20 protein-coding genes are annotated in these 19,030 nt (G+C 66.0%); 9 read left to right on the forward strand and 11 right to left on the reverse strand.

The window, feature by feature from the left end; genetic code table 11:
* The gene (locus ACXI0U_RS24490; protein WP_043240974.1) at positions 1 to 864 is read right to left on the reverse strand and encodes a YicC/YloC family endoribonuclease; all 864 of its coding nucleotides are present in this window, start codon (positions 862 to 864) and stop codon (positions 1 to 3) included.
* Positions 865 to 1,003: 139 nt separating this feature from the next.
* Between ACXI0U_RS24490 and rph the strand changes: the two genes are divergently transcribed.
* Positions 1,004 to 1,723 carry a ribonuclease PH gene (gene rph, locus ACXI0U_RS24495; RefSeq protein ID WP_021218917.1) on the forward strand — a complete coding sequence of 240 codons (720 nt, stop codon included), beginning with the start codon at positions 1,004 to 1,006 and terminating at the stop codon, positions 1,721 to 1,723.
* 22 nt (positions 1,724 to 1,745) lie between these two features.
* A complete protein-coding gene (locus ACXI0U_RS24500) occupies positions 1,746 to 2,111 on the forward strand; it encodes a DUF4870 domain-containing protein (protein ID WP_031287525.1) in 366 nt (121 codons plus the stop codon).
* Positions 2,112 to 2,166: 55 nt separating this feature from the next.
* Here ACXI0U_RS24500 and ACXI0U_RS24505 read toward each other — a convergent pair whose 3' ends face one another.
* On the reverse strand, positions 2,167 to 2,946 hold the full coding sequence (locus ACXI0U_RS24505; RefSeq protein ID WP_031287526.1) for an exodeoxyribonuclease III: 780 nt from the start codon (positions 2,944 to 2,946) through the stop codon (positions 2,167 to 2,169).
* Positions 2,947 to 3,027: 81 nt separating this feature from the next.
* Here ACXI0U_RS24505 and pyrE point away from each other — a divergent pair, with 81 nt between their 5' ends.
* Together pyrE and ACXI0U_RS24515 are read left to right on the forward strand one after the other, a co-directional pair.
* Positions 3,028 to 3,669, forward strand: a complete 642-nt coding sequence (pyrE, locus tag ACXI0U_RS24510) for an orotate phosphoribosyltransferase (protein ID WP_021218920.1) — start codon at positions 3,028 to 3,030, stop codon at positions 3,667 to 3,669.
* A gap of 26 nt (positions 3,670 to 3,695) precedes the next feature.
* A complete protein-coding gene (locus ACXI0U_RS24515) occupies positions 3,696 to 4,280 on the forward strand; it encodes a hypothetical protein (protein ID WP_043240978.1) in 585 nt (194 codons plus the stop codon).
* Between the two features lie 3 nt (positions 4,281 to 4,283).
* On the opposite strand, the gene ACXI0U_RS24520 is transcribed toward ACXI0U_RS24515, so the two are convergent.
* From ACXI0U_RS24520 to coaBC, 5 genes are all read right to left on the reverse strand, one after another.
* Positions 4,284 to 4,730: an acyl-CoA thioesterase gene (locus tag ACXI0U_RS24520; RefSeq protein ID WP_479550940.1), complete on the reverse strand. Its 447-nt coding sequence runs from the start codon at positions 4,728 to 4,730 to the stop codon at positions 4,284 to 4,286.
* A 134-nt stretch (positions 4,731 to 4,864) separates the two neighbouring features.
* The gene (argB, locus tag ACXI0U_RS24525) at positions 4,865 to 5,770 is read right to left on the reverse strand and encodes an acetylglutamate kinase (RefSeq protein WP_021218923.1); all 906 of its coding nucleotides are present in this window, start codon (positions 5,768 to 5,770) and stop codon (positions 4,865 to 4,867) included.
* Between the two features lie 16 nt (positions 5,771 to 5,786).
* On the reverse strand, positions 5,787 to 8,390 hold the full coding sequence (locus tag ACXI0U_RS24530; RefSeq protein WP_479550941.1) for a phosphomannomutase/phosphoglucomutase: 2,604 nt from the start codon (positions 8,388 to 8,390) through the stop codon (positions 5,787 to 5,789).
* Between the two features lie 40 nt (positions 8,391 to 8,430).
* On the reverse strand, positions 8,431 to 8,886 hold the full coding sequence (gene dut / locus ACXI0U_RS24535) for a dUTP diphosphatase (protein WP_021218925.1): 456 nt from the start codon (positions 8,884 to 8,886) through the stop codon (positions 8,431 to 8,433).
* Between the two features lie 6 nt (positions 8,887 to 8,892).
* Complete coding sequence (gene coaBC / locus ACXI0U_RS24540; RefSeq protein WP_479550942.1) at positions 8,893 to 10,101, reverse strand: bifunctional phosphopantothenoylcysteine decarboxylase/phosphopantothenate--cysteine ligase CoaBC; 1,209 nt, start codon at positions 10,099 to 10,101, stop codon at positions 8,893 to 8,895.
* 134 nt (positions 10,102 to 10,235) lie between these two features.
* On the opposite strand from coaBC, the gene radC reads away from it, so the two are divergent.
* Positions 10,236 to 10,910, forward strand: coding sequence for a RadC family protein (gene radC, locus ACXI0U_RS24545; RefSeq protein ID WP_021218927.1), 675 nt, complete (start codon positions 10,236 to 10,238; stop codon positions 10,908 to 10,910).
* On the opposite strand, the gene ACXI0U_RS24550 is transcribed toward radC, so the two are convergent.
* Together ACXI0U_RS24550 and ACXI0U_RS24555 are read right to left on the reverse strand one after the other, a co-directional pair.
* Positions 10,907 to 11,467, reverse strand: a complete 561-nt coding sequence (locus ACXI0U_RS24550) for a hypothetical protein (RefSeq protein WP_479550943.1) — start codon at positions 11,465 to 11,467, stop codon at positions 10,907 to 10,909. The genes radC and ACXI0U_RS24550 overlap by 4 nt on opposite strands.
* On the reverse strand, positions 11,467 to 13,044 hold the full coding sequence (locus ACXI0U_RS24555) for an ABC transporter substrate-binding protein (RefSeq protein WP_479550944.1): 1,578 nt from the start codon (positions 13,042 to 13,044) through the stop codon (positions 11,467 to 11,469). The genes ACXI0U_RS24550 and ACXI0U_RS24555 overlap by 1 nt, the downstream gene beginning before the upstream one ends.
* A 357-nt stretch (positions 13,045 to 13,401) precedes the next feature.
* On the opposite strand from ACXI0U_RS24555, the gene rpmB reads away from it, so the two are divergent.
* Together rpmB and rpmG are read left to right on the forward strand one after the other, a co-directional pair.
* Positions 13,402 to 13,638: a 50S ribosomal protein L28 gene (gene rpmB, locus ACXI0U_RS24560; protein WP_021702024.1), complete on the forward strand. Its 237-nt coding sequence runs from the start codon at positions 13,402 to 13,404 to the stop codon at positions 13,636 to 13,638.
* Positions 13,639 to 13,648: 10 nt separating this feature from the next.
* Positions 13,649 to 13,804, forward strand: a complete 156-nt coding sequence (rpmG, locus tag ACXI0U_RS24565) for a 50S ribosomal protein L33 (protein WP_003457707.1) — start codon at positions 13,649 to 13,651, stop codon at positions 13,802 to 13,804.
* A gap of 146 nt (positions 13,805 to 13,950) precedes the next feature.
* Here the strand turns inward: rpmG and ACXI0U_RS24570 are convergent, their stop codons facing one another.
* Positions 13,951 to 14,313 carry a cupin domain-containing protein gene (locus ACXI0U_RS24570; RefSeq protein WP_021218934.1) on the reverse strand — a complete coding sequence of 121 codons (363 nt, stop codon included), beginning with the start codon at positions 14,311 to 14,313 and terminating at the stop codon, positions 13,951 to 13,953.
* A 308-nt stretch (positions 14,314 to 14,621) separates the two neighbouring features.
* Between ACXI0U_RS24570 and ACXI0U_RS24575 the strand changes: the two genes are divergently transcribed.
* Positions 14,622 to 16,115: an aldehyde dehydrogenase gene (locus tag ACXI0U_RS24575; RefSeq protein WP_350447429.1), complete on the forward strand. Its 1,494-nt coding sequence runs from the start codon at positions 14,622 to 14,624 to the stop codon at positions 16,113 to 16,115.
* 165 nt (positions 16,116 to 16,280) lie between these two features.
* Positions 16,281 to 17,444 carry an MFS transporter gene (locus ACXI0U_RS24580; RefSeq protein ID WP_431483095.1) on the forward strand — a complete coding sequence of 388 codons (1,164 nt, stop codon included), beginning with the start codon at positions 16,281 to 16,283 and terminating at the stop codon, positions 17,442 to 17,444.
* A gap of 1 nt (position 17,445) precedes the next feature.
* On the opposite strand, the gene ACXI0U_RS24585 is transcribed toward ACXI0U_RS24580, so the two are convergent.
* The gene (locus tag ACXI0U_RS24585; RefSeq protein WP_021218937.1) at positions 17,446 to 18,993 is read right to left on the reverse strand and encodes a phospholipase D family protein; all 1,548 of its coding nucleotides are present in this window, start codon (positions 18,991 to 18,993) and stop codon (positions 17,446 to 17,448) included.
* Positions 18,994 to 19,030: the final 37 nt, after the last annotated feature.

Consider the following 19,030-nt stretch of genomic DNA (forward strand, 5'->3'; position numbering starts at 1 on the left):
TTACTCGATGTTCTGCACTTGTTCGCGCATCTGCTCGATCAACACCTTGAGGTTGACCGCTGCTTGGGTGGAGCGCGAGTCGAAGGCCTTGGAGCCCAGGGTGTTGGCTTCACGATTGAGTTCCTGCATCAGGAAGTCCAGGCGACGGCCCGCCGCACCGCCGGCCTTGAGTACGCGACGGACTTCGCTGACGTGGGTGCTGAGGCGATCCAGCTCCTCGGCGACGTCGCTTTTCTGTGCCAGCAGCACCAGTTCCTGTTCCAGGCGTTGCGGGTCCAGCTCGGCCTTCATCTCGCCGAAGCGGTCGAGGATCTTCTGGCGCTGGGTGGTGAGCATCTGCGGCACCAGCTTGCGCAGGGCTTCGACCTCTTCGAGGATGCCGTCGAGCCGCTCATTGAGCAGGCGAGCCAGGTCGGCACCTTCACGGGCGCGGCCGTTGCGCAGTTCGTCGAGGGCCTTGGCGAAGACCTCCAGGGCGGCGGCATTCAGTGCTTGCGGGTCGGCCGCATCGGCCACCAGCACGCCGGGCCAGGCGAGGATTTCCAGGGGGTTGAGCGGTGCCGGCTGCTTGACCAGTGCGGCGACGGCTTCGGCGGCTTCGACCAACTGGGCGGCGCGTTCGCGATCGACCTGCAGGGATTTGCCGGCGTTCTCTTCGGCGAAGCGCAGGGTGCACTCCACCTTGCCGCGGGAGAGGCCCTGGCGCAGGGCTTCGCGCACCGCGCCTTCGAGGTCGCGGAAGGACTCGGGCAGGCGCAGGTGGGGTTCGAGGTAGCGATGGTTGACCGAGCGCAGTTCCCAGCTCAGGGTGCCGTGGGTGCCGGCCTGCTCGACGCGGGCAAAGGCGGTCATGCTGTGCACCATGGGGTTTCCTCTCGGTGATGGCAGGTTCGAAGAGGGCGATTGTAGCCCAGAGCGGCGGCCCTCCCAACGCGGCGATGTCCCAGTGGCCGGCAGCCCTCTATAATGCCCGGCAGTTTTCCCCCCTGACAGGTATACCCAGATGAAACGTCCCAGTGGCCGAGTGGCTGACCAGCTGCGTTCGATCCGCATCACCCGCAACTACACCAAGCATGCCGAAGGCTCGGTGCTGGTCGAATTCGGGGATACCAAGGTGATCTGCACCGCCAGCGTCGAATCCGGTGTCCCGCGTTTCCTCAAGGGCCAGGGCCAGGGTTGGTTGACCGCCGAGTACGGCATGCTGCCGCGCGCCACCGGCGAGCGTAACCAGCGCGAGGCCAGCCGTGGCAAGCAGGGTGGTCGCACCCTGGAGATCCAGCGCCTGATCGGCCGTTCGCTGCGCGCTGCGCTGGACATGAGCAAGCTGGGCGAGAACACCATCTACCTGGATTGCGATGTGATCCAGGCCGACGGTGGCACCCGCACTGCCTCCATCACGGGTGCCATGGTGGCCCTGATGGATGCGCTGAAGGTCCTGAAGAAGCGTGGCGCGCTGAAGGGCGAGCCGCTGAAGCAGATGGTTGCCGCCGTGTCCGTTGGCATCTACCAGGGCGAGCCGGTCCTGGACCTCGACTACCTGGAAGACTCCGCGGCCGAGACCGACCTGAACGTGGTCATGACCGATGCCGGCGGTTTCATCGAGGTACAGGGCACCGCCGAAGGCGCGCCCTTCCAGCCGGAAGAGCTGAACGCCATGCTGGCCCTGGCCAAGAAAGGCGTCACCGAGCTGTTCGAGCTGCAGCGCGCCGCGCTGGTCGACTGATCACCCACCCGAGGAAACCCGCATGAATGAGCCAACCCAAGTTCCACAGCCCAACCAGGAAGTTAGGCAATGGGCGATGTTCTGCCATTTCGCCGCTTTCCTCGGTGTGGTGCTGCCCTTCGGCAACCTGCTGGGCCCGCTGATCCTCTGGCAGGTGAAGAAGGACGTCGATCCCTTCATCGACCAGCAGGGCAAGGAAGCGCTGAACTTCCAGATCACCGTCACCCTCGCCGGCCTGGTGTGCATGCTGCTGATGCTGGTGCTGATCGGTTTCGTGCTGCTGCCCCTGGTGGGTCTGGTTGCGCTGGTGCTGACCATCATCGGTGGCATCAAGGCCAACGAAGGCCAGGCCTATCGCTATCCCTTCACCTGGCGTCCGGTGAAGTAGGAGCGCGAGAAACGAAAAAGCCGGCATCAGCCGGCTTTTTTACGGGTGCGACTTCTCAGATGCTCAGCAGCCAGTCGTAGTCGACGATCAGCGGCGCGTGCTGGGAGAAGCGCGGTTGGCGCGGCAGGCGAGCGCTGCGCACGGAGCGACGCATGCCCGGCGTGAGGATGTGGTAGTCGAAACGCCAGCCGAGGTTGAGCATGTCGGCCTGTTCACTGTCGGGCCACCAGCTGTACTGGTCGCCTTCGCGGCTGACTTCGCGCAGCGCGTCCACGTAACCCATGGTGCCGAACACTTCGTCCATCCAGGCGCGTTCGGGCGCGAGGAAGCCGGGCAGCTGCTGGCAGTCGCGCCAGTTCTTCACGTCCAGCTTCTGATGGGCGAGGTAAAGCGAACCACAATAGATGTACTCGCGGCGCTTGCGGCGCTGCTTGTTCAGATAGTGGGTGAAGTCGTCCATGAACTTGAACTTGTGGTTCAGGTTCTCATCGCCGCCCTGGCCCGAAGGCAGCAGCAGGGTAGCGATACTCACTTTGTCGAAATCCGCCTGCAGGTAGCGCCCATAACGATCACAGGTCTCGAAACCGAGACCCCAGATCACTGCCTTGGGTTGCAAACGCGAATAAAGCGCCACGCCGCCTTGGCTTGGCACTTCAGCATCGCTGGCATAGAGGAAATAGCCGTCCAGTTGGAAGGCTGGGTCGTCCAGATCAAAGGCAGAGGCACGGGTGTCTTGCAGGCAGATCACGTCGGCATTCTGTGCTTGCAACCAACTGAGGAGTCCTCGTTCGGCTGCGGCATGAATACCATTCACGTTCACACTGATGATCCGCATAAATGGCCCCCAAAAACTCGTGCGTGTATGATACCCGAGCTCTTTCTATTTAGCTAAATCCGTGCCGTCCGGGGCTTTTACATGCAGGCGTATCAACGCGATTTCATTCGCTTCGCCATCGAACGCGGTGTGCTGCGTTTCGGTGAGTTCACTCTCAAATCCGGGCGTACCAGCCCTTATTTCTTCAATGCCGGCCTGTTCAACAGCGGGCTCGCGCTGTCCCAGCTGGGCCGCTTCTATGCGGCGGCAGTGGTCGACAGCGGCATTCCCTTCGATGTGCTCTTCGGGCCCGCCTACAAGGGCATCCCGCTGGCTGCGGCCACGGCCGTGGCGCTGGCCGAACATCACGCGATCGATATCCCCTGGTGCTTCAACCGCAAGGAAGCCAAGGACCATGGCGAGGGCGGCACCCTGGTGGGTGCGCCGCTGGCCGGCCGCGTGCTGATCATCGACGACGTGATCACCGCCGGTACCGCCATCCGCGAAGTCATGCAGATCATCCAGGGCCAGCAGGCCCAGGCCGCCGGCGTGCTCATCGCGCTGAACCGCCAGGAGCGCGGCAAGGGCGAGCTTTCGGCGATCCAGGAAGTCGAGCGTGACTTCGGCATGCCGGTGGTGAGCATCGTTTCCCTGGAGCAGGTGCTGGAATATCTCGCAGGTGATGCTGAACTGAAGAAGTATCTGCCGGCAGTGGAAAGCTACCGCGCGAACTACGGAATCTGATTCGCCAACAACGACAGGGTGTCTTCATGCCGAAATCGGGTGCAGTCCGTTTTGCCTTGCTCATGGGTGTGCTGATGCCTGCTCTGGCGCAAGCCGAGCTCTATCGCTACACCAATGACAAGGGCGTGATTGTGCTCGATCGCCTTGGCGTGCCCTCGCAGTACATCGACAAGGGCTACGAAGTCCTCAACGACCAGGGCCGGGTGACCAAGACGGTACCGCCGGCGCCCACCCTGGAAGAGCGCAAGCGCATGCAGGAAGAGAAGGCCCGTGCCGGCTCCGACGCCCAGTTGCTGCGCCTGTACACCAGCGTCGAAGACGTCGACCGTGCCCTGCAGCGCAAGCTGGCGGAGCTCGACGGGGTGATCAGCGTCGCCCGTGGCAACCAGCAGTCCCTGCGTACCCAGCAGGCCAACCTGCAGGCCCAGGCCGCCGACAACGAGCGTGCCGGCCGCCAGGTTCCCGAGCATCTGGTGGCGCAGATCAGCGACCTGCGTGCCGAGCAGCAGCGCCTGGAGCAGGACATCGCCCGCTACCAGCAGGATCGCAAGAACGCCCAGGCCGGCTTCGCCGCCGACCGCGCCCGCCTGGCCCAGCTGCTGCAGCGCTGAGCTTCATTCCTCGGCGGGGTGCCGCTCGAATGCCCTGACTTTCTCCCGCAGCCAGTCCGGCAGCCGCTTGCTGCTGCGGCTCGCACCATCCGCGTGGACGTAAACGATCTCGCCTGCCGTCAGCGCCGCTTCGCCGTGCCAGATGCCGATATTGAAGGTGAGGCTCGAGCCACCCAGCCGCCCTACCCTTACGCCGATGGAAAGCTCATCGTCGAAGCGCGCCGGGGCCAGGTATTCCAGCAGCGTGCGCACGGCGAAGAAGTCGCCACCGTCCTGCGCCAGGTCCTCCGGGTAGCGCACGCCCAGGGCGCGGAAGTACTCGGTGATGCCGACGTCGGCGTAGGTCAGGTAGTGGCCGTTGAAGACGATGCCTTGCGGATCCACTTCGGCCCAGCGCACGCGCAGCGGCATGAAGAAGGTGAAGTCGTTCAGGGAGGGGGTTGCGGCCATCTCGTGCTCCTTGCAGTGAGCAGTCAGCTTCTGCGCAAGGAGGCGGGCCGGCAAGAGCGGTATGGCTGGATCGCGGATGTGAATAAGCCGGATCGCTCCGGCTTATTCGGGTACCGCCTGGGCCTGCTGAAGGCTCAGTGACGCTTGCGGTTGCTGATCAGGGTGCCGACGCCGCTGTCGGTGAAGATCTCCAGCAGCACCGCGTTGGGCACGCGGCCATCGATGATGTGCGCGCTGGTCACGCCCCCCTGCACCGCTTCGAGGGCGCAGCGGATCTTCGGCAGCATGCCGCCGTAGATGGTGCCGTCGGCGATCAGCTCGTTGACCTGCTCGGTGGAGAGCCCGGTGAGCACCTGGCCCTGCTTGTCCATCAGACCGGCGATGTTGGTCAGCAGCATCAGCTTCTCGGCTTTCAGCGCTTCCGCCACCTTGCCGGCCACCAGGTCGGCGTTGATGTTGTAGGACTCGCCTTCCGGGCCAACGCCGATGGGGGCGATGACCGGGATGAAGTTGCCCTTCACCAGCATGTTCAGCAGCTCGATATTGACCCCGGTGACCTCGCCCACGTGGCCGATGTCGATGATTTCCGGCTGGGTCATCTCCGGCGTCTTGCGGCTGACGGTGAGCTTCTTGGCGCGGATCAGCTCCGCGTCCTTGCCGGTCAGGCCGATGGCGCTGCCGCCATGGCGGTTGATCAGGTTGACGATGTCCTTGTTCACCTGGCCGCCGAGGACCATTTCCACCACGTCCATGGTTTGCGCGTCGGTGACGCGCATGCCGTCGATGAAGTGGCTCTCGATGGACAGGCGCTTGAGCAGATCGCCGATCTGCGGCCCGCCGCCGTGCACGACCACCGGGTTGATGCCCACGGCCTTCATCAGGACCATGTCGCGGGCGAAGCCGGCTTTCAGCTCGTCGCTTTCCATGGCGTTGCCGCCGTATTTCACGACCAGGGTCTTGCCGACGAAGCGGCGAATGTACGGCAACGCTTCGGACAGGACCTGGGCGACTTGGGATGCGGCGTCACGGCTGAGGGTCATGCAGGGCTCCGGTGGATCAGAACGGCAGGTTGATATCGGGGGCTACGGTGTAGAGCTGGGCGCGGAACACTTCCTTGATGCGCTCGAGCTCCTCCTCGGTGTCCGCTTCGAAGCGCAGTACCAGCACCGGCGTGGTGTTGGAGGCGCGCACCAGGCCCCAGCCCTTGGGATAGTCGACGCGCACGCCGTCCAGGGTGGTGAGGTTGGCGTCGCCCCAGGTGCCGTCGCGCTGCAGGCGCTCGATCAGGCGGAACTTGTTCTCGTCGGTAACGGTGATGTTGATCTCCGGCGTCGAGATGTCGCTGGGGAAGGCGGAGAACACGTGCTCGGCGTCGCGCTTGTCCTGGCTGAGGATCTCCAGCAGGCGGGCGGCACTGTAGATGCCGTCGTCGAAGCCGAACCAGCGCTCCTTGAAGAAGATGTGGCCGCTCATCTCGCCGGCCAGCAGTGCGCCGGTTTCCTTCATCTTTTTCTTGATCAGCGAATGGCCGGTCTTCCACATCACCGGGCGGCCGCCGTAGCCACTGATGAGGGCGGTCAGGCGGCGGGTGCATTTGACGTCGAAGATGATGTCGGCGCCCGGGTTGCGCGAAACCACGTCCTTGGCGAAGAGCATCAGTAGGCGGTCGGGGTAGATGATGGTGCCCTGGTTGGTCACCACGCCGACGCGGTCGCCGTCGCCGTCGAAGGCCAGGCCCAGGTCGGCCTTCTCTTCCTTCACCTTGGCGATCAGGTCGACCAGGTTCTCGGGCTTGCCCGGGTCCGGGTGGTGGTTGGGGAAGGTGCCGTCCACGTCGCAATAGAGCGGGATGACGGTGCAGCCCAGGGCTTCGATCAGTTGCGGGGCGATCACGCCGGCCACGCCGTTGCCGCAGTCCACCACCACCTTCATGGGCTTGGCCATGGCGATGTCGTCGCGGATCTGCTTGAAGTAGCGGTCGAGGATCTCGACCTGCTCGACACTGCCGACGCCGCTGGCCAGGTCGTTTTCCTTGATGCGGGTGTGCAGTGCGGTGATCTGCTCGTTGGCCAGGGTCTCGCCGGCGACGACGATCTTGAAGCCGTTGTAGTCCGGCGGGTTGTGGCTGCCGGTGAGCATCACGCCGGATTTGCCGGCCAGCACGTTGGCGGCGTAGTAGAGCACCGGGGTCGGCACCATGCCGACGTCGGTGACCTGGCAGCCGCAGTCCAGCAGGCCCTGGATCAATGCCTGCACCAGTTCGGGGCCGGACAGGCGGCCGTCACGGCCGACCGATACGGCGGGCTCGCCGCGGGCGAGGCTTTCGGAGCCAATGGCACGGCCTACCCAGTAGGCGGTTTCGGCGGTCAGGGTGTCGCCGACCACGCCACGGATGTCGTAGGCGCGGAAGATGCTGGCGGGCAGGTTGGGTGCGGCTTGCGGGGTGCTCATGACGGGGGCTTGCTCCAATCCCAGGAGGTCCTGGTCTTCGTCGAGGATGTCGATATCGAGGATGTCGGTATCTTGGAAAAGCGGATCGGCCAACACGGGTGGCTCGATCATCTTGGCCGGGGCAGGGGTAACCGCCGGGCCGGGTTGCCGATCGCCGTTAGCGCTGCCCGCCGCCGGCTCCGGCTTGCGCCGTGACTGCCGGGTGAGCGACTGGGCCAGGGCGTCAAGCGCCGACAGGCGCAGACTGAAGGCTTTGACGCTTTTGCCGCTGGAGAGTTCTTGCACCAGTTGGTTGAGCTGGATCACATCTGCATGCAGCTTGCGATTGAAGCCGCCACGCAGCAGATACAAGCCAATCAGGGCGCCGGCCAGGGCCAGGAGCGCGGCCACCGCCAGCAGGATGGGGGACATGCCCGAATCGCTCAGTTGCGGGCCGGGAATGAACGACAGTTTCCAGTTGGGGTTGCCGGTGTTCAGGGCGATGGGTACGCCTTCGGCCTGGGCGCCACGCAGGGTCAGGGTCTGGGCCGGGGCGTTGCCGAACTGCTGGGTGAACTGCAGCTGGCCGACACCGTCGGGCAGCGGTGCGAGGGCGCCGAGCAGGCGGTCGAGGTCGACCACCAGCAGCAGGGTGCCCTGGATCGGCGAACTGTCGGTCAGGCGCAGCGGTGCGGCGCTGTAGACCAGCCAGCGCTGGCCGACCCGGTAGGCTTCCGGCGCGGGTTTCTGGCCGGCCTCGACACGGCGCAGCATGTCCAGGGCGGCGAAGTTCATCGGTGCCGCGCGCTGGCTGTTCTGCTGGGCCTGGCCGGGCAGGTTGAGGTGGGCGTCGACCACGGCGTTCCAGTAGCCGAGGCCGCGCTCGGCCGCCTGCACCTGGGCGGTGTCGGCGCTGTTGAGCGCTTCGGCCAGCGCCGGGTTGCGGGCGGCGGCGGCGGTGTCGGCGACCAGTTGCGCCAGGGCCTGGCGCAGGGCGCTGGCCTGGCTTTCACCCCAGGCCTGGCTGAGCTGGTTGCGTTGGGTCTGCTGGGCGCCGTTGATCAGTGCGGCCCAGAGCAGCACGCCGGCGGCGGCCACGCCCAGTGCCGCAGCGATGGCGCCGGGCAGCAGGTCGCCCAGGCCCTTGTCACGGACCGGTTTGTTCTTTTCGGCAGGGCTGGCCAGGATCTCGGTGTCGGCATCCTTGGCGCTGCGCTTGAAGAGTTTCACTGAAGGTCTCCCCCGCGGATCATCCTGAAGTCGTTCCGGATCAGTGGCTGCCGGAGTGCCCGAAGCCGCCCGCGCCGCGCTGGCTCTCGTCGAACTCGTCGACCAGCTCGAAGTGCGCCTGCACGACTGGCACCAAGACTAGCTGAGCGATGCGCTCGCCGATGGCGATGGTGAAGGCGCTCTGGCCACGGTTCCAGCAGGAGACCATCAGCTCGCCCTGGTAGTCGGAGTCGATCAGGCCGACCAGGTTGCCCAGCACGATGCCGTGCTTGTGGCCCAGGCCCGAGCGCGGAAGGATCAGCGCGGCGAGGCCCGGGTCGGCGATGTAGATGGACAGGCCGGTGGGGATCAGCACGGTCTGGCCCGGTTCCAGGGTCAGGTCTTCCTTGAGCATGGCGCGCAGGTCGAGGCCGGCGGAGCCCGGCGTGGCGTACTGGGGCAGCGGGAAGTCGCGGCCGATGCGGGGGTCGAGGATCTTGGCTTGCAATGAGTGCATGAGGTCTCAGGCCTGGTTGAGGCGATCGGCGATGAAGGCGATCAGCTGGCGGGCGATCTTGCCCTTGCTGGTCTGGGCGAAGCTGTTCTGGTGCAGCGCGCGATCGATGATGGTGATCGCGTTTTCCTCGCTGTTGAAGCCGATGCTGGGGTTGGCCACATCGTTGGCGACGATCAGGTCGAGGTTCTTGTCCTTGAGCTTGCGCGAGGCGTACTCGAGCAGATTCTCGGTCTCGGCGGCGAAGCCGACGCTGAAGGGGCGATCGGCGCGCCCGGCGAGGGTCGCGAGGATATCCGGGTTGCGCACCAGTTGCAGCAGCAGGCCTTCGCCGCTGGTGGGGTCCTTCTTCATTTTGTGCGCCGCCACCACTTCCGGGCGGTAGTCGGCCACGGCGGCCGCGGCGATCAGCAGGTCGCAGGGCATCGCCGCTTCGCAGGCTGCGAGCATGTCGCGGGCACTGACCACATCGATGCGGTTGACCCGGTCCGGCGTCGGCAGGTGCACGGGGCCGGTGATCAGGGTGACCTTGGCGCCCGCCTCCACCGCGGCTTCGGCGAGGGCGAAGCCCATCTTCCCGGAGCTGTGGTTGGTGATGTAGCGCACCGGGTCGATGTTTTCCTGGGTCGGGCCGGCGGTGATCAGCACGTGGCGGCCGGTCAGGGCCTTGTGCTGGAACAGGTCGGCGGCCAGCTGGGCGAGCTGGTCGGGTTCGAGCATACGGCCGAGGCCGACGTCGCCACAGGCCTGGCTGCCGGATGCCGGCCCGAACAGGTGCAGGCCACGCTTGGCGAGGGCTTCGGCGTTGGCCTGGGTCGCCGGGTCGCGCCACATGGCCTGGTTCATCGCCGGAGCCAGGGCAACCGGTGCGTCGGTGGCCAGCACCAGGGTGGTCAGCAGGTCGTCGGCCACGCCTTGGGTCAGGCGGGCCATGAGGTCGGCGGTGGCAGGGGCGATGAGCACCAGGTCGGCCCAGCGTGCCAGCTCGATATGACCCATGGCCGCTTCGGCAGCGGTGTCGAGCAGGTCGAGGTGCACCGGGTGGCCGGAAAGGGCCTGTAGGGTCAGCGGGGTGATGAATTCGCGCCCGCCATGGGTCATCACGACCCGTACTTCCGCGCCCTGGTCGCGCAGGCGGCGAACCAGCTCCGCGCTCTTGTAGGCCGCAATGCCGCCGCCCACGCCCAGTACGATGCGTTTCCGATAGAGCCGCTGCATAGGCCTGCCTTATGGATGTTTAGATTGCGCAGCGGCGACGACGCCTCCCCAGGCCAATCGCCGCGCAAAAAAGGTGGATTAAGATAGCACAGCGACCGCATGGGAACAGCGGTGCGCTCAACCACGGAGGTGCCATGAGCATTCGTCACTGGCCTGCGGCGGAGCGGCCGCGGGAGAAGCTTCTAGAGCAGGGCGCGGCGGCCCTCACCGACGCCGAACTCCTCGCCATATTCCTGCGTATCGGGGTGGCCGGGCAGAGCGCGGTGGACCTCGCCCGCCATCTGCTCAACGACTTCGGTGGCCTGCGCCTGCTGCTGGAAGCGGACATCGATTCCTTCTGCAGCCGCCTCGGCCTCGGGCCGGCCAAATACGCCCAGTTGCAGGCGGTGCTGGAGATGTCGCGTCGGCACCTGGCCGAAGGGCTGCGCCGCAATTCGGTGTTGGAAAGTCCGCAGACGGTGCGCGATTACCTGAAGGCGCAGCTGCGCCATGAACCCCATGAGCTGTTCGGTTGCCTGTTCCTCGACTCGAAGCACCGGGTGCTGGCCTTCGAGGTGCTGTTCCATGGCTCCATCGACGGAGCCAGCGTCTATCCGCGCCAGGTGGTCAAGCGGGCCCTGGCGCACAACGCGGCCGCGCTGATCCTCACCCACAACCACCCTTCCGGGGTTGCCGAACCCAGCCAGGCGGATCGCCTGCTGACCCAGCGTCTGCAGGAGGCCCTGGCACTGGTCGAGGTGCGGGTGCTCGACCACTTCGTGGTGGGGGACGGCGAGCCGTTGTCGATGGCCGAGTACGGCTGGCTCTAGCGCGTGTCGTCGACCCGGCGCTGGATGGCGGCCAGCAAACGCCGGCGGATCAGCCCGCTGGCCGGACGTATGGCCAGCCAGTAGGGCGTGAACAGCAGGCGGCTGCGCCGGTCCGGGCAATAGACCCGGGTTTCGGTGTGCAGGGTCGTGCGGCCATCCGCGCCGGAGCTGCAGTGAAAGCTCAGAACCAGCTTGGCGACGCCGGGCTCGGCATAGGCGTCGAAGGCGGCGGCGTCGCTGACCGGCTGCAGGCCGAAGTCGCCGCGCCAGAAGCGCCCGATGAGCCCATAGGCCAGGGCGCGATCGGCGTCCCGTTCCAGCAGGGTGAATTCGTGCAGGCCAAAGGTGGCGCGGCCCTTGAGGCTGTTGTTAAGCCCGAGCGCGCCGGCCAGGCGGGCCGGTGCCTCGCGGATGTGCAGCAGGGTGCGCACCAGCGGGTCGTCATGCACGGCGAGTTCGCCGACCGCATCCAGTGCCTGGCGTGGCGTTGCCCGCAGTGGCAGCTGGTGCCGCTCGACGAACTGGAACTGCGGCAGGTAGCGCTGGCTCAGCTCCATCAGGGTTTCACGCTGACGTGGGAAAAGTCCTGGCGACCGAAGGGATTGGCCTGGTAGCCCTCGACGCCGGCGCGGGTCAGGGCGAAGGCGGTGGGATGGGCCAGCGGCAGCCACAGCGCCTGTTCCTGGATGATGCGCTGCGCCTTTATATAGAGGGCCGTGCGTTCGGCCTGGTCAGCGAGGCCCTTGCCGTCGCTGATCAGCTTGTCCAATTCGGCGTCGCAATAGCGTGCGAAGTTGAGCCCAGACTGTACCGAGGCGCAGGAAAACTGCGGGGTGAGGAAGTTGTCCGGGTCGCCGTTGTCGCCGGCCCAGCCCATGAACAGCAGATCATGCTCGCCGGCCTTGGCGCGGCGGATCAGCTCGCCCCATTCGATCACGCGGATTTCGGCCTGGATGCCCACCTTGCTCAGGTCCGCCTGCAGCAACTGGGCGCCGAGGCTGGGGTTGGGGTTCAGCAGGCTGCCGGAAGGACGGGTCCAGATCGTGGTCTTGAAACCATCCTTGAAACCGGCCTCCGCCAGCAGCGCGCGGGCCTTCTCCGGGTCATGGGCGTAGCCGGGCAGGTCCTTGGCATAGCTCCAGGTGTTGGGCGGATAGGGGCCGTTGGCGGCGCTCGCGCTGCCTTCGAACACGGCCTTGAGATAGCTCTGCTTGTCGAAGGCCAGGTTGATGGCCTGGCGCACCTTGGCCTGGTCCAGCGGCGGGTGCTGGCTGTTGATGCCGATGAAGGCGGTCATGAAGGCCGGTGTCTGCACCACCTTGAGCGCGGCGTCCTTGCTTGCGGCCTGGACATCCAGTGGCTTGGGCGACAGGGCGATCTGGCATTCACCGCGGCGCAGCTTCTGCAGGCGCACATTGGCGTCCGGCGTGATGGCGAAGATCAGGCCGTCCACCGCCGGCTTGCCGGCGAAATAGTCCGGGTTGGCGCTGTAGCGCACCACGGCGTCCTTCTGGAAACGCTTGAAGACGAAGGGGCCGGTGCCGATCGGCTGGGCGTTGAGCTTCTCCGGCGTGCCGGCCTTCATCAGCTGCTCGGCGTATTCGGCCGAATAGATGGAGGCGAAGCCCATGCTCAGGGTGGCGAGGAAGGTGGCGTCGGGCTTGTTCAGGGTGAAGCGCACCTGCAGTGGCGCGACCTTGTCGATGGACTTGATCAGTTGCGGCAGCTGCATCGACTGGGCGTGGGGGAAGCCACTCTGGGCGACCTTGTGCCAGGGGTTGGCCGCATCGAGCATGCGCTGGAAGCTGAACAGCACGTCATCGGCATCCAGTTCGCGGCCGGGCTTGAAGTACTCGGTGGCGTGGAAGCGTACGCCGGGGCGCAGGGTGAAGGTGTAGGCCAGGCCGTCGGGGGAGACCTCCCAGCTCTGCGCCAGCCCGGGCACCAGCTCGCCGCGCTGGGCATCGAACTCCACCAGGCGGTTCATCAGCACATCGGCGGATGCGTTGGTGGTGGTCAGCGAGTTGTACTGCACCACGTCGAAGCCTTCGGGGCTGGCCTCGGTGCAGACGCTTAGGCTGGCCGCCTGGGCGAACAGCGGGGCGAGCAGCAGGGGAAGGGCGGCGAATCGCATGGGCAGGCTCCATTTGCGGTGGCCCTGGCCGGTGGCGGCGGGCGGAGGCCCTACGCTAGACCATGGCCAGGAGCGGGGCAATGCGCTTTTGGCGACGAGCGGTTGTTTTCTGCGCAGCCCGCGTCGCTGCGGTTGCAGGCCCCTCGCGGTTGGGCACCGCTTTCGGCAAAGTGGTGCAGTCCTTGCTGCACTAGGGGGTTTCTGATATAAAGCAGCGCTCTTTTCTAGGGGCCCGGTCTTTCGCAGTCTGTGTGTGGCCGGTAAGACCCTGACGAGACGGGCGCTAAAACGCCCACAAGTGAGAGTTCAAGCGGCCAACCCATGCCGGGTTGGGCATGAGGTTTAGAGGGCTGAGGCATGTCTAGAGTCTGTCAAGTAACCGGTAAGGGTCCGGTTACCGGGAACAACGTTTCCCACGCTAACAACAAAACCCGTCGTCGTTTCCTGCCGAACCTGCAGCACCACCGCTTCTGGGTCGAGTCCGAGAAGCGCTTCGTGCGTCTGCGCGTTTCCGCCAAGGGCATGCGCATCATCGACAAGCGTGGTATCGACGTAGTCCTGTCCGAGCTGCGTGCTCGCGGCGAGAAGGTATAAGGAGCTAATCATGCGTGAACTGATCCGTTTGGTGTCCAGCGCCGGTACCGGCCACTTCTACACCACCGACAAGAACAAGCGCACTACTCCCGACAAGATCGAAATCAAGAAATTCGATCCGGTCGTGCGTAAGCACGTGATCTACAAGGAAGCCAAGATCAAGTAATTGATCCGGCCCTTGTCGAAGAAGCCCGCCTACATGGCGGGCTTTTTCATGCCCGCGATTTGTCGTCCGGCCTGTGCCGCGCCCATAAAAAAGCCCGCTTTCGCGGGCTCAAGGGGATTACGAGCTTCTGGAGGTGAAGCGGTGGATCATTTGCTCTGTTCGAAGATCACGTAGACCTTGCGGCAGGCCTCGAGCACTTCCCAGGTGCCGGAGAAGCCGGCGGGAATGACGAAGCGATCGCCGGCGCGAACGGTCTTGGCGTTGCCGTCGGCGTCACGCAGGACGGAAACGCCCTGGAGGATCTCGCAGTATTCGTGTTCGGTGTAGCTGACGGTCCAGTGGCCGACTGCGCCTTCCCAGATGCCCACGTTGAACTGCCCGCAGGGGCTGCCGTAGTGGTTGCGCACGCTCTGCTCCGGGTCGCCCTTGAGGACTTTCTCGGGGGCTGGGCGGTAGCGCTCGGCGGCGGCTGGGCTGTTGGCGAAGTCGACGATGGATTCGATGTTCATGGCGGTTCCGTTGCAGCTGGCGGGTGGTCCGCGCCCGGCGGACCTGTTTTTTATTCTGCCCAGTTGTCGGCGGCTTCCCCTATGCCCGTGGGAGGGAGGGAAAACGCCCGGGCGATCCGATCCGCAGTCTATGTTTAATAAAACGAACATGACAAGGGCGTTTGCTGGAATTTTGTCAAAAATATTGAAAACCCAGGGCCCTCTGGTTTAGGGTTGCGATCAGGTTCGGCCGCATGCTGGCCTTGCAGAATTCTTGACAGTGCCGGAGCCAGGATCCGGCACTTTTCTACTAATAAGAGGAATGCCCCATGACCACCCTGACTCGTGCCGACTGGGAACAGCGCGCCAAGTCCCTGCAGATCGAAACCCGTGCCTTCGTCCATGGCGAGTACACCCACGCCGTTTCCGGCGCGACCTTCGACTGCATCAGCCCGGTGGATGGGCGCGTGCTGGGTCAGGTCGCCAGCTGTGACCTGGCCGATGCCGAGCTGGCGGTGAAGGATGCCCGCGCCGTCTTCGAGTCCGGTGTCTGGTCGCGCCTCGCGCCCACCGCGCGCAAGGAAGTGATGATCCGCTTCGCCGACCTGATCGACGCACATGGCGAAGAGCTGGCGCTGCTGGAAACCCTGGACATGGGCAAGCCGATCAGCGACTCGCTGAACATCGACGTCTCCAGCGCTTCCCGCGCCATCCGTTGGAGCGGCGAGGCCATCGACAAGATCTACGACGAAGTCGCGGCCACCCCGCACAACGAACTGGGCCTGGTGACCCGCGAGCCGGTGGGCGTGGTCGCCGCCATCGTGCCCTGGAACTTCCCGCTGCTGATGACCTGCTGGAAGCTCGGCCCGGCGCTGTCCACCGGCAACTCGGTGGTGCTCAAGCCGTCCGAGAAGTCGCCGCTGACCGCTATCCGCATCGCCCAGCTGGCCATCGAGGCCGGCATCCCCGCCGGCGTGTTCAACGTGCTGCCGGGTTTCGGCCACACCGTGGGCAAGGCCCTGGCCCTGCACATGGACGTCGACACCCTGGTGTTCACCGGCTCCACCAAGATCGCCAAGCAACTGATGATCTATGCCGGCGAATCCAACATGAAGCGCGTCTGGCTGGAAGCCGGCGGCAAGAGCCCGAACATCGTCTTCGCCGACGCGCCTGACCTGCAGGCCGCCGCCGAGGCCGCCGCGGGCGCCATCGCCTTCAACCAGGGCGAGGTCTGCACCGCTGGCTCGCGCCTGCTGGTGGAGCGTTCGATCAAGGACAAATTCGTGCCGATGGTGGTCGCGGCGATCAAGACCTGGAAGCCGGGCAACCCGCTGGACCCGGAAACCAACGTCGGTGCGCTGGTCGACACCACCCAGATGAACAACGTGCTGTCCTACATCCAGGCCGGCCATGACGACGGCGCCAAGCTGGTGGCCGGCGGCAAGCGCGTGATGGAAGAGACCGGCGGCACCTACGTCGAGCCGACCATCTTCGACGGCGTGGACAACGCCATGCGCATCGCCAAGGAAGAGATCTTCGGCCCGGTGCTTTCGGTCATCGCCTTCGACGACGTGGCGGATGCCATCGCCATCGCCAACGACACCGTCTACGGCCTGGCCGCCGCGGTCTGGACCAGCAACCTGTCCAAGGCCCACCTGACCGCCAAGGCGCTGCGCGCCGGTAGCGTCTGGGTCAACCAGTACGACGGTGGCGACATGACCGCGCCCTTCGGCGGCTTCAAGCAGTCGGGCAACGGCCGCGACAAGTCGCTCCACGCGTTCGACAAGTACACCGAGCTGAAATCCACCTGGATCAAGCTCTGAATAAGGGCGGCATGACCGCCTGACAAGGTCCGCCTTCCTTCGGGAGGCCGGCTCCCCTGGAGCCACACCTGCGGCCGGGTTTCCTTCACAGGAGCCCGGCCGCTTTTGCTTTTCTGCCTGCCAGAATCCCCCGGGATGCTGGCCCATGGAATGGAGGACACCGCCATGCGTTGGGGGACCTACTTCGCCGTCTGTGGCGCGGTGATCAGCATCGGGCTCGCGCTGGGCGTGACCATGCCCCTGGTCTCGTTGCGCCTGGAAAGCTGGGGCTATGACGCCTTCGCCATCGGCGTGATGGCCGGCACCCCGGCGGTGGGCGTGCTGCTCGGCGCTTCCCTGGCCGGGCGCCTCGCCGCGCGCTTCGGCACCACTCCCCTGATGCAGCTGTGCCTGCTGGTCAGTGCCGTTTCGGTGGCGATGCTGGCGCTGGTGCAGAGCTACCCCATCTGGCTGGCCCTGCGCCTGTTCATCGGTGTGGCGCTGACGGTGGTGTTCATCCTCGGCGAGAGCTGGATCAACCAGTTGGCCGTGGAAAAGTGGCGCGGGCGCCTGGTGGCGTTGTATGGCACCGGCTACGCCCTGAGCCAGCTGTCCGGGCCGCTGCTGCTCAGCGTGCTGGGTACCGGCAACGACCTCGGTTTTTGGACCGGCACCGGCCTGCTGGTGGGCGGCTCGCTGTTGCTGCTGGGGCGCACCGGCGCGCCCAGCGTGGACGCCCACAGCGCCTCGGGGCGCGGCCTGCTGACCTTCTGTGCGCGGTTGCCGACCATCGCCTGGGCGGTGGTGCTGTTCGCCGCCTTCGAGGCGATGATGCTGACCCTGCTGCCCATCTACGGCCTGCGCCAGGGCTTCAACCAGGAAGTGGCGTTGCTGATGGCCAGCGTGGTGGTGGTCGGCGATGCCGCCTTGCAGCTGCCCATCGGCCTGCTGGCGGACCACATGTCGCGACGTACGCTGTTCCGCGGCTGCGGGCTGGCTCTGCTGCTGTCCAGCCTGAGTATTCCCCTGTTCCTGCACACGCCGCTGATCTGGCCGATCTGGGTGATATTCGGTGCCAGCGCGGGCGGGCTCTTCACCCTGGCGCTGATCCTTATCGGCGAGCGCTATCGGGATGATGAACTGGTCCGCGCCAATGCCCACGTCGCGCAGCTCTGGGGTATCGGTTGCCTGATCGGCCCACTGGTCACCGGCGCTGCCAGCCAGTGGATCAGCGGCCATGCTCTGCCGTTGATGATGGCCATCGGCGCAGCCGGCTTCGTCTGGCTGGCCTGGACCCGCGAGCTGTTCGGCGACGAGGGTGGCGAGCCGGCCGTGACCGGCAACCCCTGATTCAGAGCATCCGCTCCAGGCCCACGCGCTCGGCGAACCAGGCATTGAAATGCCGCCACAGGCTACCCGGCTCCTGCCGCAGTACCTGCTGGCGGCCGCCCTCCTCCGTCATCCACTCCATGCCGCCGTCCGGCCGCAGGCGCACCTGGTAGCTGCGCCCGGGGCTCATGCCCTCCAGGGCCAGGCGGCGCAGGTGTGCGCTCAGTTCCGGGCTGTCGATCAGCACACCGACCTCGGTGTTCCACAGCACCGAGCGCGGGTCGAAGTTGAAGGAGCCGATGAAGGCGTGGCGCTGGTCGAGGATCATCGCCTTGCTGTGCAGGCTGGAGTTGGAAGAGCCGCTGAAACTGTACTCGCCGCTGCCGGCGCCATCCCCGGCCTGGCGACGCAGCTCGAACAAGCGGACGCCATGCTCCAGCAGCCGCTGGCGATAGGGCGCGTAGCCGCCATGCACGGCGGGCACGTCGGTGGCCTCCAGGGCGTTGGTCAGCAGGCGGATGTCGACGCCGGCGTCGGCCTTGCCGACGAGGTAGTCCATGCCCTCCCGGGCGGGCACGAAGTAGGCCGAGATCAGCACCAGGTCCTGCTTCACCCCGGCCAGCACCGGCTGCAACTGGTTGGCCAGGAGCAAGTGCGGGTCGGGTGTGCCACTGGCCAGGACCTTGCTCGGCGCGTCCCACAGGGCGCTGGCCGGTGCCCAGATCAGTTCGCGCAGCCAGAGGTCGAGTCGCGGGTCGTCGCGGTAGGTATGCAGCCGGTCGTACAGGGTCTTCTGCTGTACTCGCGCTTCGGCCAGGTAGCCCCGCAGGCGCTGGCGCGCCTCGTCCAGCTCCTGGCGTTGCGGCTGGCGCCAGAGGAACTGCTGGATGGGCTTGCTCAGCGCGCTGTTCCAGTACTGGTCGAAGCTCTGCCCCAGCTGTTCCGCCACCGGGCCGATGGCCAGCAGGTCGATGTCGGTGAAGTGGAGGCTGGGCTCGGCGTCGAAGTATTCATCCCCCAGGTTGCGCCCGCCGACGATAGCCGCCGCGTTGTCGGCCAGCCACAGCTTGTTGTGCATGCGCCGGTGCTGCTGGCCCAGGTCCAGCGCCCTGCCGAGGGTCCGCGTGACGCCGGTGACGCGGCCGAGGTGCAGGGGGTTGAACAGCCGCACCTGGATATTCGGGTGTGCGGTCAGCAGCGCGATGCTGGCGTCGCGGCCGTCGCTGCTGGTGTCGTCGAGCAGCAGGCGCACACGCACGCCGCGGTCGGCGGCGCGTAGCAGTTCGTCGAACAGGGCACGGGTGGAGAGGCCGTCATGGACGATGTAGTACTGCAGGTCGAGGCTGCTGCGGGCCGAGCGGATCAGCTCGGCGCGGGCGCTGTACGCCTCGTTGCTGGCGGGCAGCAGGCGGAAGCCGGATTGCCCCGGGTGCGCGGCCGCCAGTGCCTGCAGGCGCTGGCCGAAGGGCGACGCTGCAGCGGCGATCGCCTGGCTCGGGGGGGCCGGGGGCGGGCTGGCGCAGCCGCCGAGTGCGGCCAGCAGGCAGATGAATAGCAGGGGAATGCGCACGTCGGCCTCCGACTCGCCGGGTCCTTGAGCTCAGACG

This window comes from Pseudomonas sp. C9D1, assembly GCF_056491235.1.

What these genes read in the sequence shown, in the direction of transcription:
- ACXI0U_RS24490 (WP_043240974.1), bottom strand. Translation starts at nt 864, where the DNA reads ATGGTGCACAGCATGACCGCCTTTGCCCGCGTCGAGCAGGCCGGCACC.
- rph (WP_021218917.1), top strand. Translation starts at nt 1,004, where the DNA reads ATGAAACGTCCCAGTGGCCGAGTGGCTGACCAGCTGCGTTCGATCCGC.
- ACXI0U_RS24500 (WP_031287525.1), top strand. Translation starts at nt 1,746, where the DNA reads ATGAATGAGCCAACCCAAGTTCCACAGCCCAACCAGGAAGTTAGGCAA.
- ACXI0U_RS24505 (WP_031287526.1), bottom strand. Translation starts at nt 2,946, where the DNA reads ATGCGGATCATCAGTGTGAACGTGAATGGTATTCATGCCGCAGCCGAA.
- pyrE (WP_021218920.1), top strand. Translation starts at nt 3,028, where the DNA reads ATGCAGGCGTATCAACGCGATTTCATTCGCTTCGCCATCGAACGCGGT.
- ACXI0U_RS24515 (WP_043240978.1), top strand. Translation starts at nt 3,696, where the DNA reads ATGCCGAAATCGGGTGCAGTCCGTTTTGCCTTGCTCATGGGTGTGCTG.
- ACXI0U_RS24520 (WP_479550940.1), bottom strand. Translation starts at nt 4,730, where the DNA reads ATGGCCGCAACCCCCTCCCTGAACGACTTCACCTTCTTCATGCCGCTG.
- argB (WP_021218923.1), bottom strand. Translation starts at nt 5,770, where the DNA reads ATGACCCTCAGCCGTGACGCCGCATCCCAAGTCGCCCAGGTCCTGTCC.
- dut (WP_021218925.1), bottom strand. Translation starts at nt 8,886, where the DNA reads ATGCACTCATTGCAAGCCAAGATCCTCGACCCCCGCATCGGCCGCGAC.
- coaBC (WP_479550942.1), bottom strand. Translation starts at nt 10,101, where the DNA reads ATGCAGCGGCTCTATCGGAAACGCATCGTACTGGGCGTGGGCGGCGGC.
- radC (WP_021218927.1), top strand. Translation starts at nt 10,236, where the DNA reads ATGAGCATTCGTCACTGGCCTGCGGCGGAGCGGCCGCGGGAGAAGCTT.
- ACXI0U_RS24550 (WP_479550943.1), bottom strand. Translation starts at nt 11,467, where the DNA reads ATGGAGCTGAGCCAGCGCTACCTGCCGCAGTTCCAGTTCGTCGAGCGG.
- ACXI0U_RS24555 (WP_479550944.1), bottom strand. Translation starts at nt 13,044, where the DNA reads ATGCGATTCGCCGCCCTTCCCCTGCTGCTCGCCCCGCTGTTCGCCCAG.
- rpmB (WP_021702024.1), top strand. Translation starts at nt 13,402, where the DNA reads ATGTCTAGAGTCTGTCAAGTAACCGGTAAGGGTCCGGTTACCGGGAAC.
- rpmG (WP_003457707.1), top strand. Translation starts at nt 13,649, where the DNA reads ATGCGTGAACTGATCCGTTTGGTGTCCAGCGCCGGTACCGGCCACTTC.
- ACXI0U_RS24570 (WP_021218934.1), bottom strand. Translation starts at nt 14,313, where the DNA reads ATGAACATCGAATCCATCGTCGACTTCGCCAACAGCCCAGCCGCCGCC.
- ACXI0U_RS24575 (WP_350447429.1), top strand. Translation starts at nt 14,622, where the DNA reads ATGACCACCCTGACTCGTGCCGACTGGGAACAGCGCGCCAAGTCCCTG.
- ACXI0U_RS24580 (WP_431483095.1), top strand. Translation starts at nt 16,281, where the DNA reads ATGCGTTGGGGGACCTACTTCGCCGTCTGTGGCGCGGTGATCAGCATC.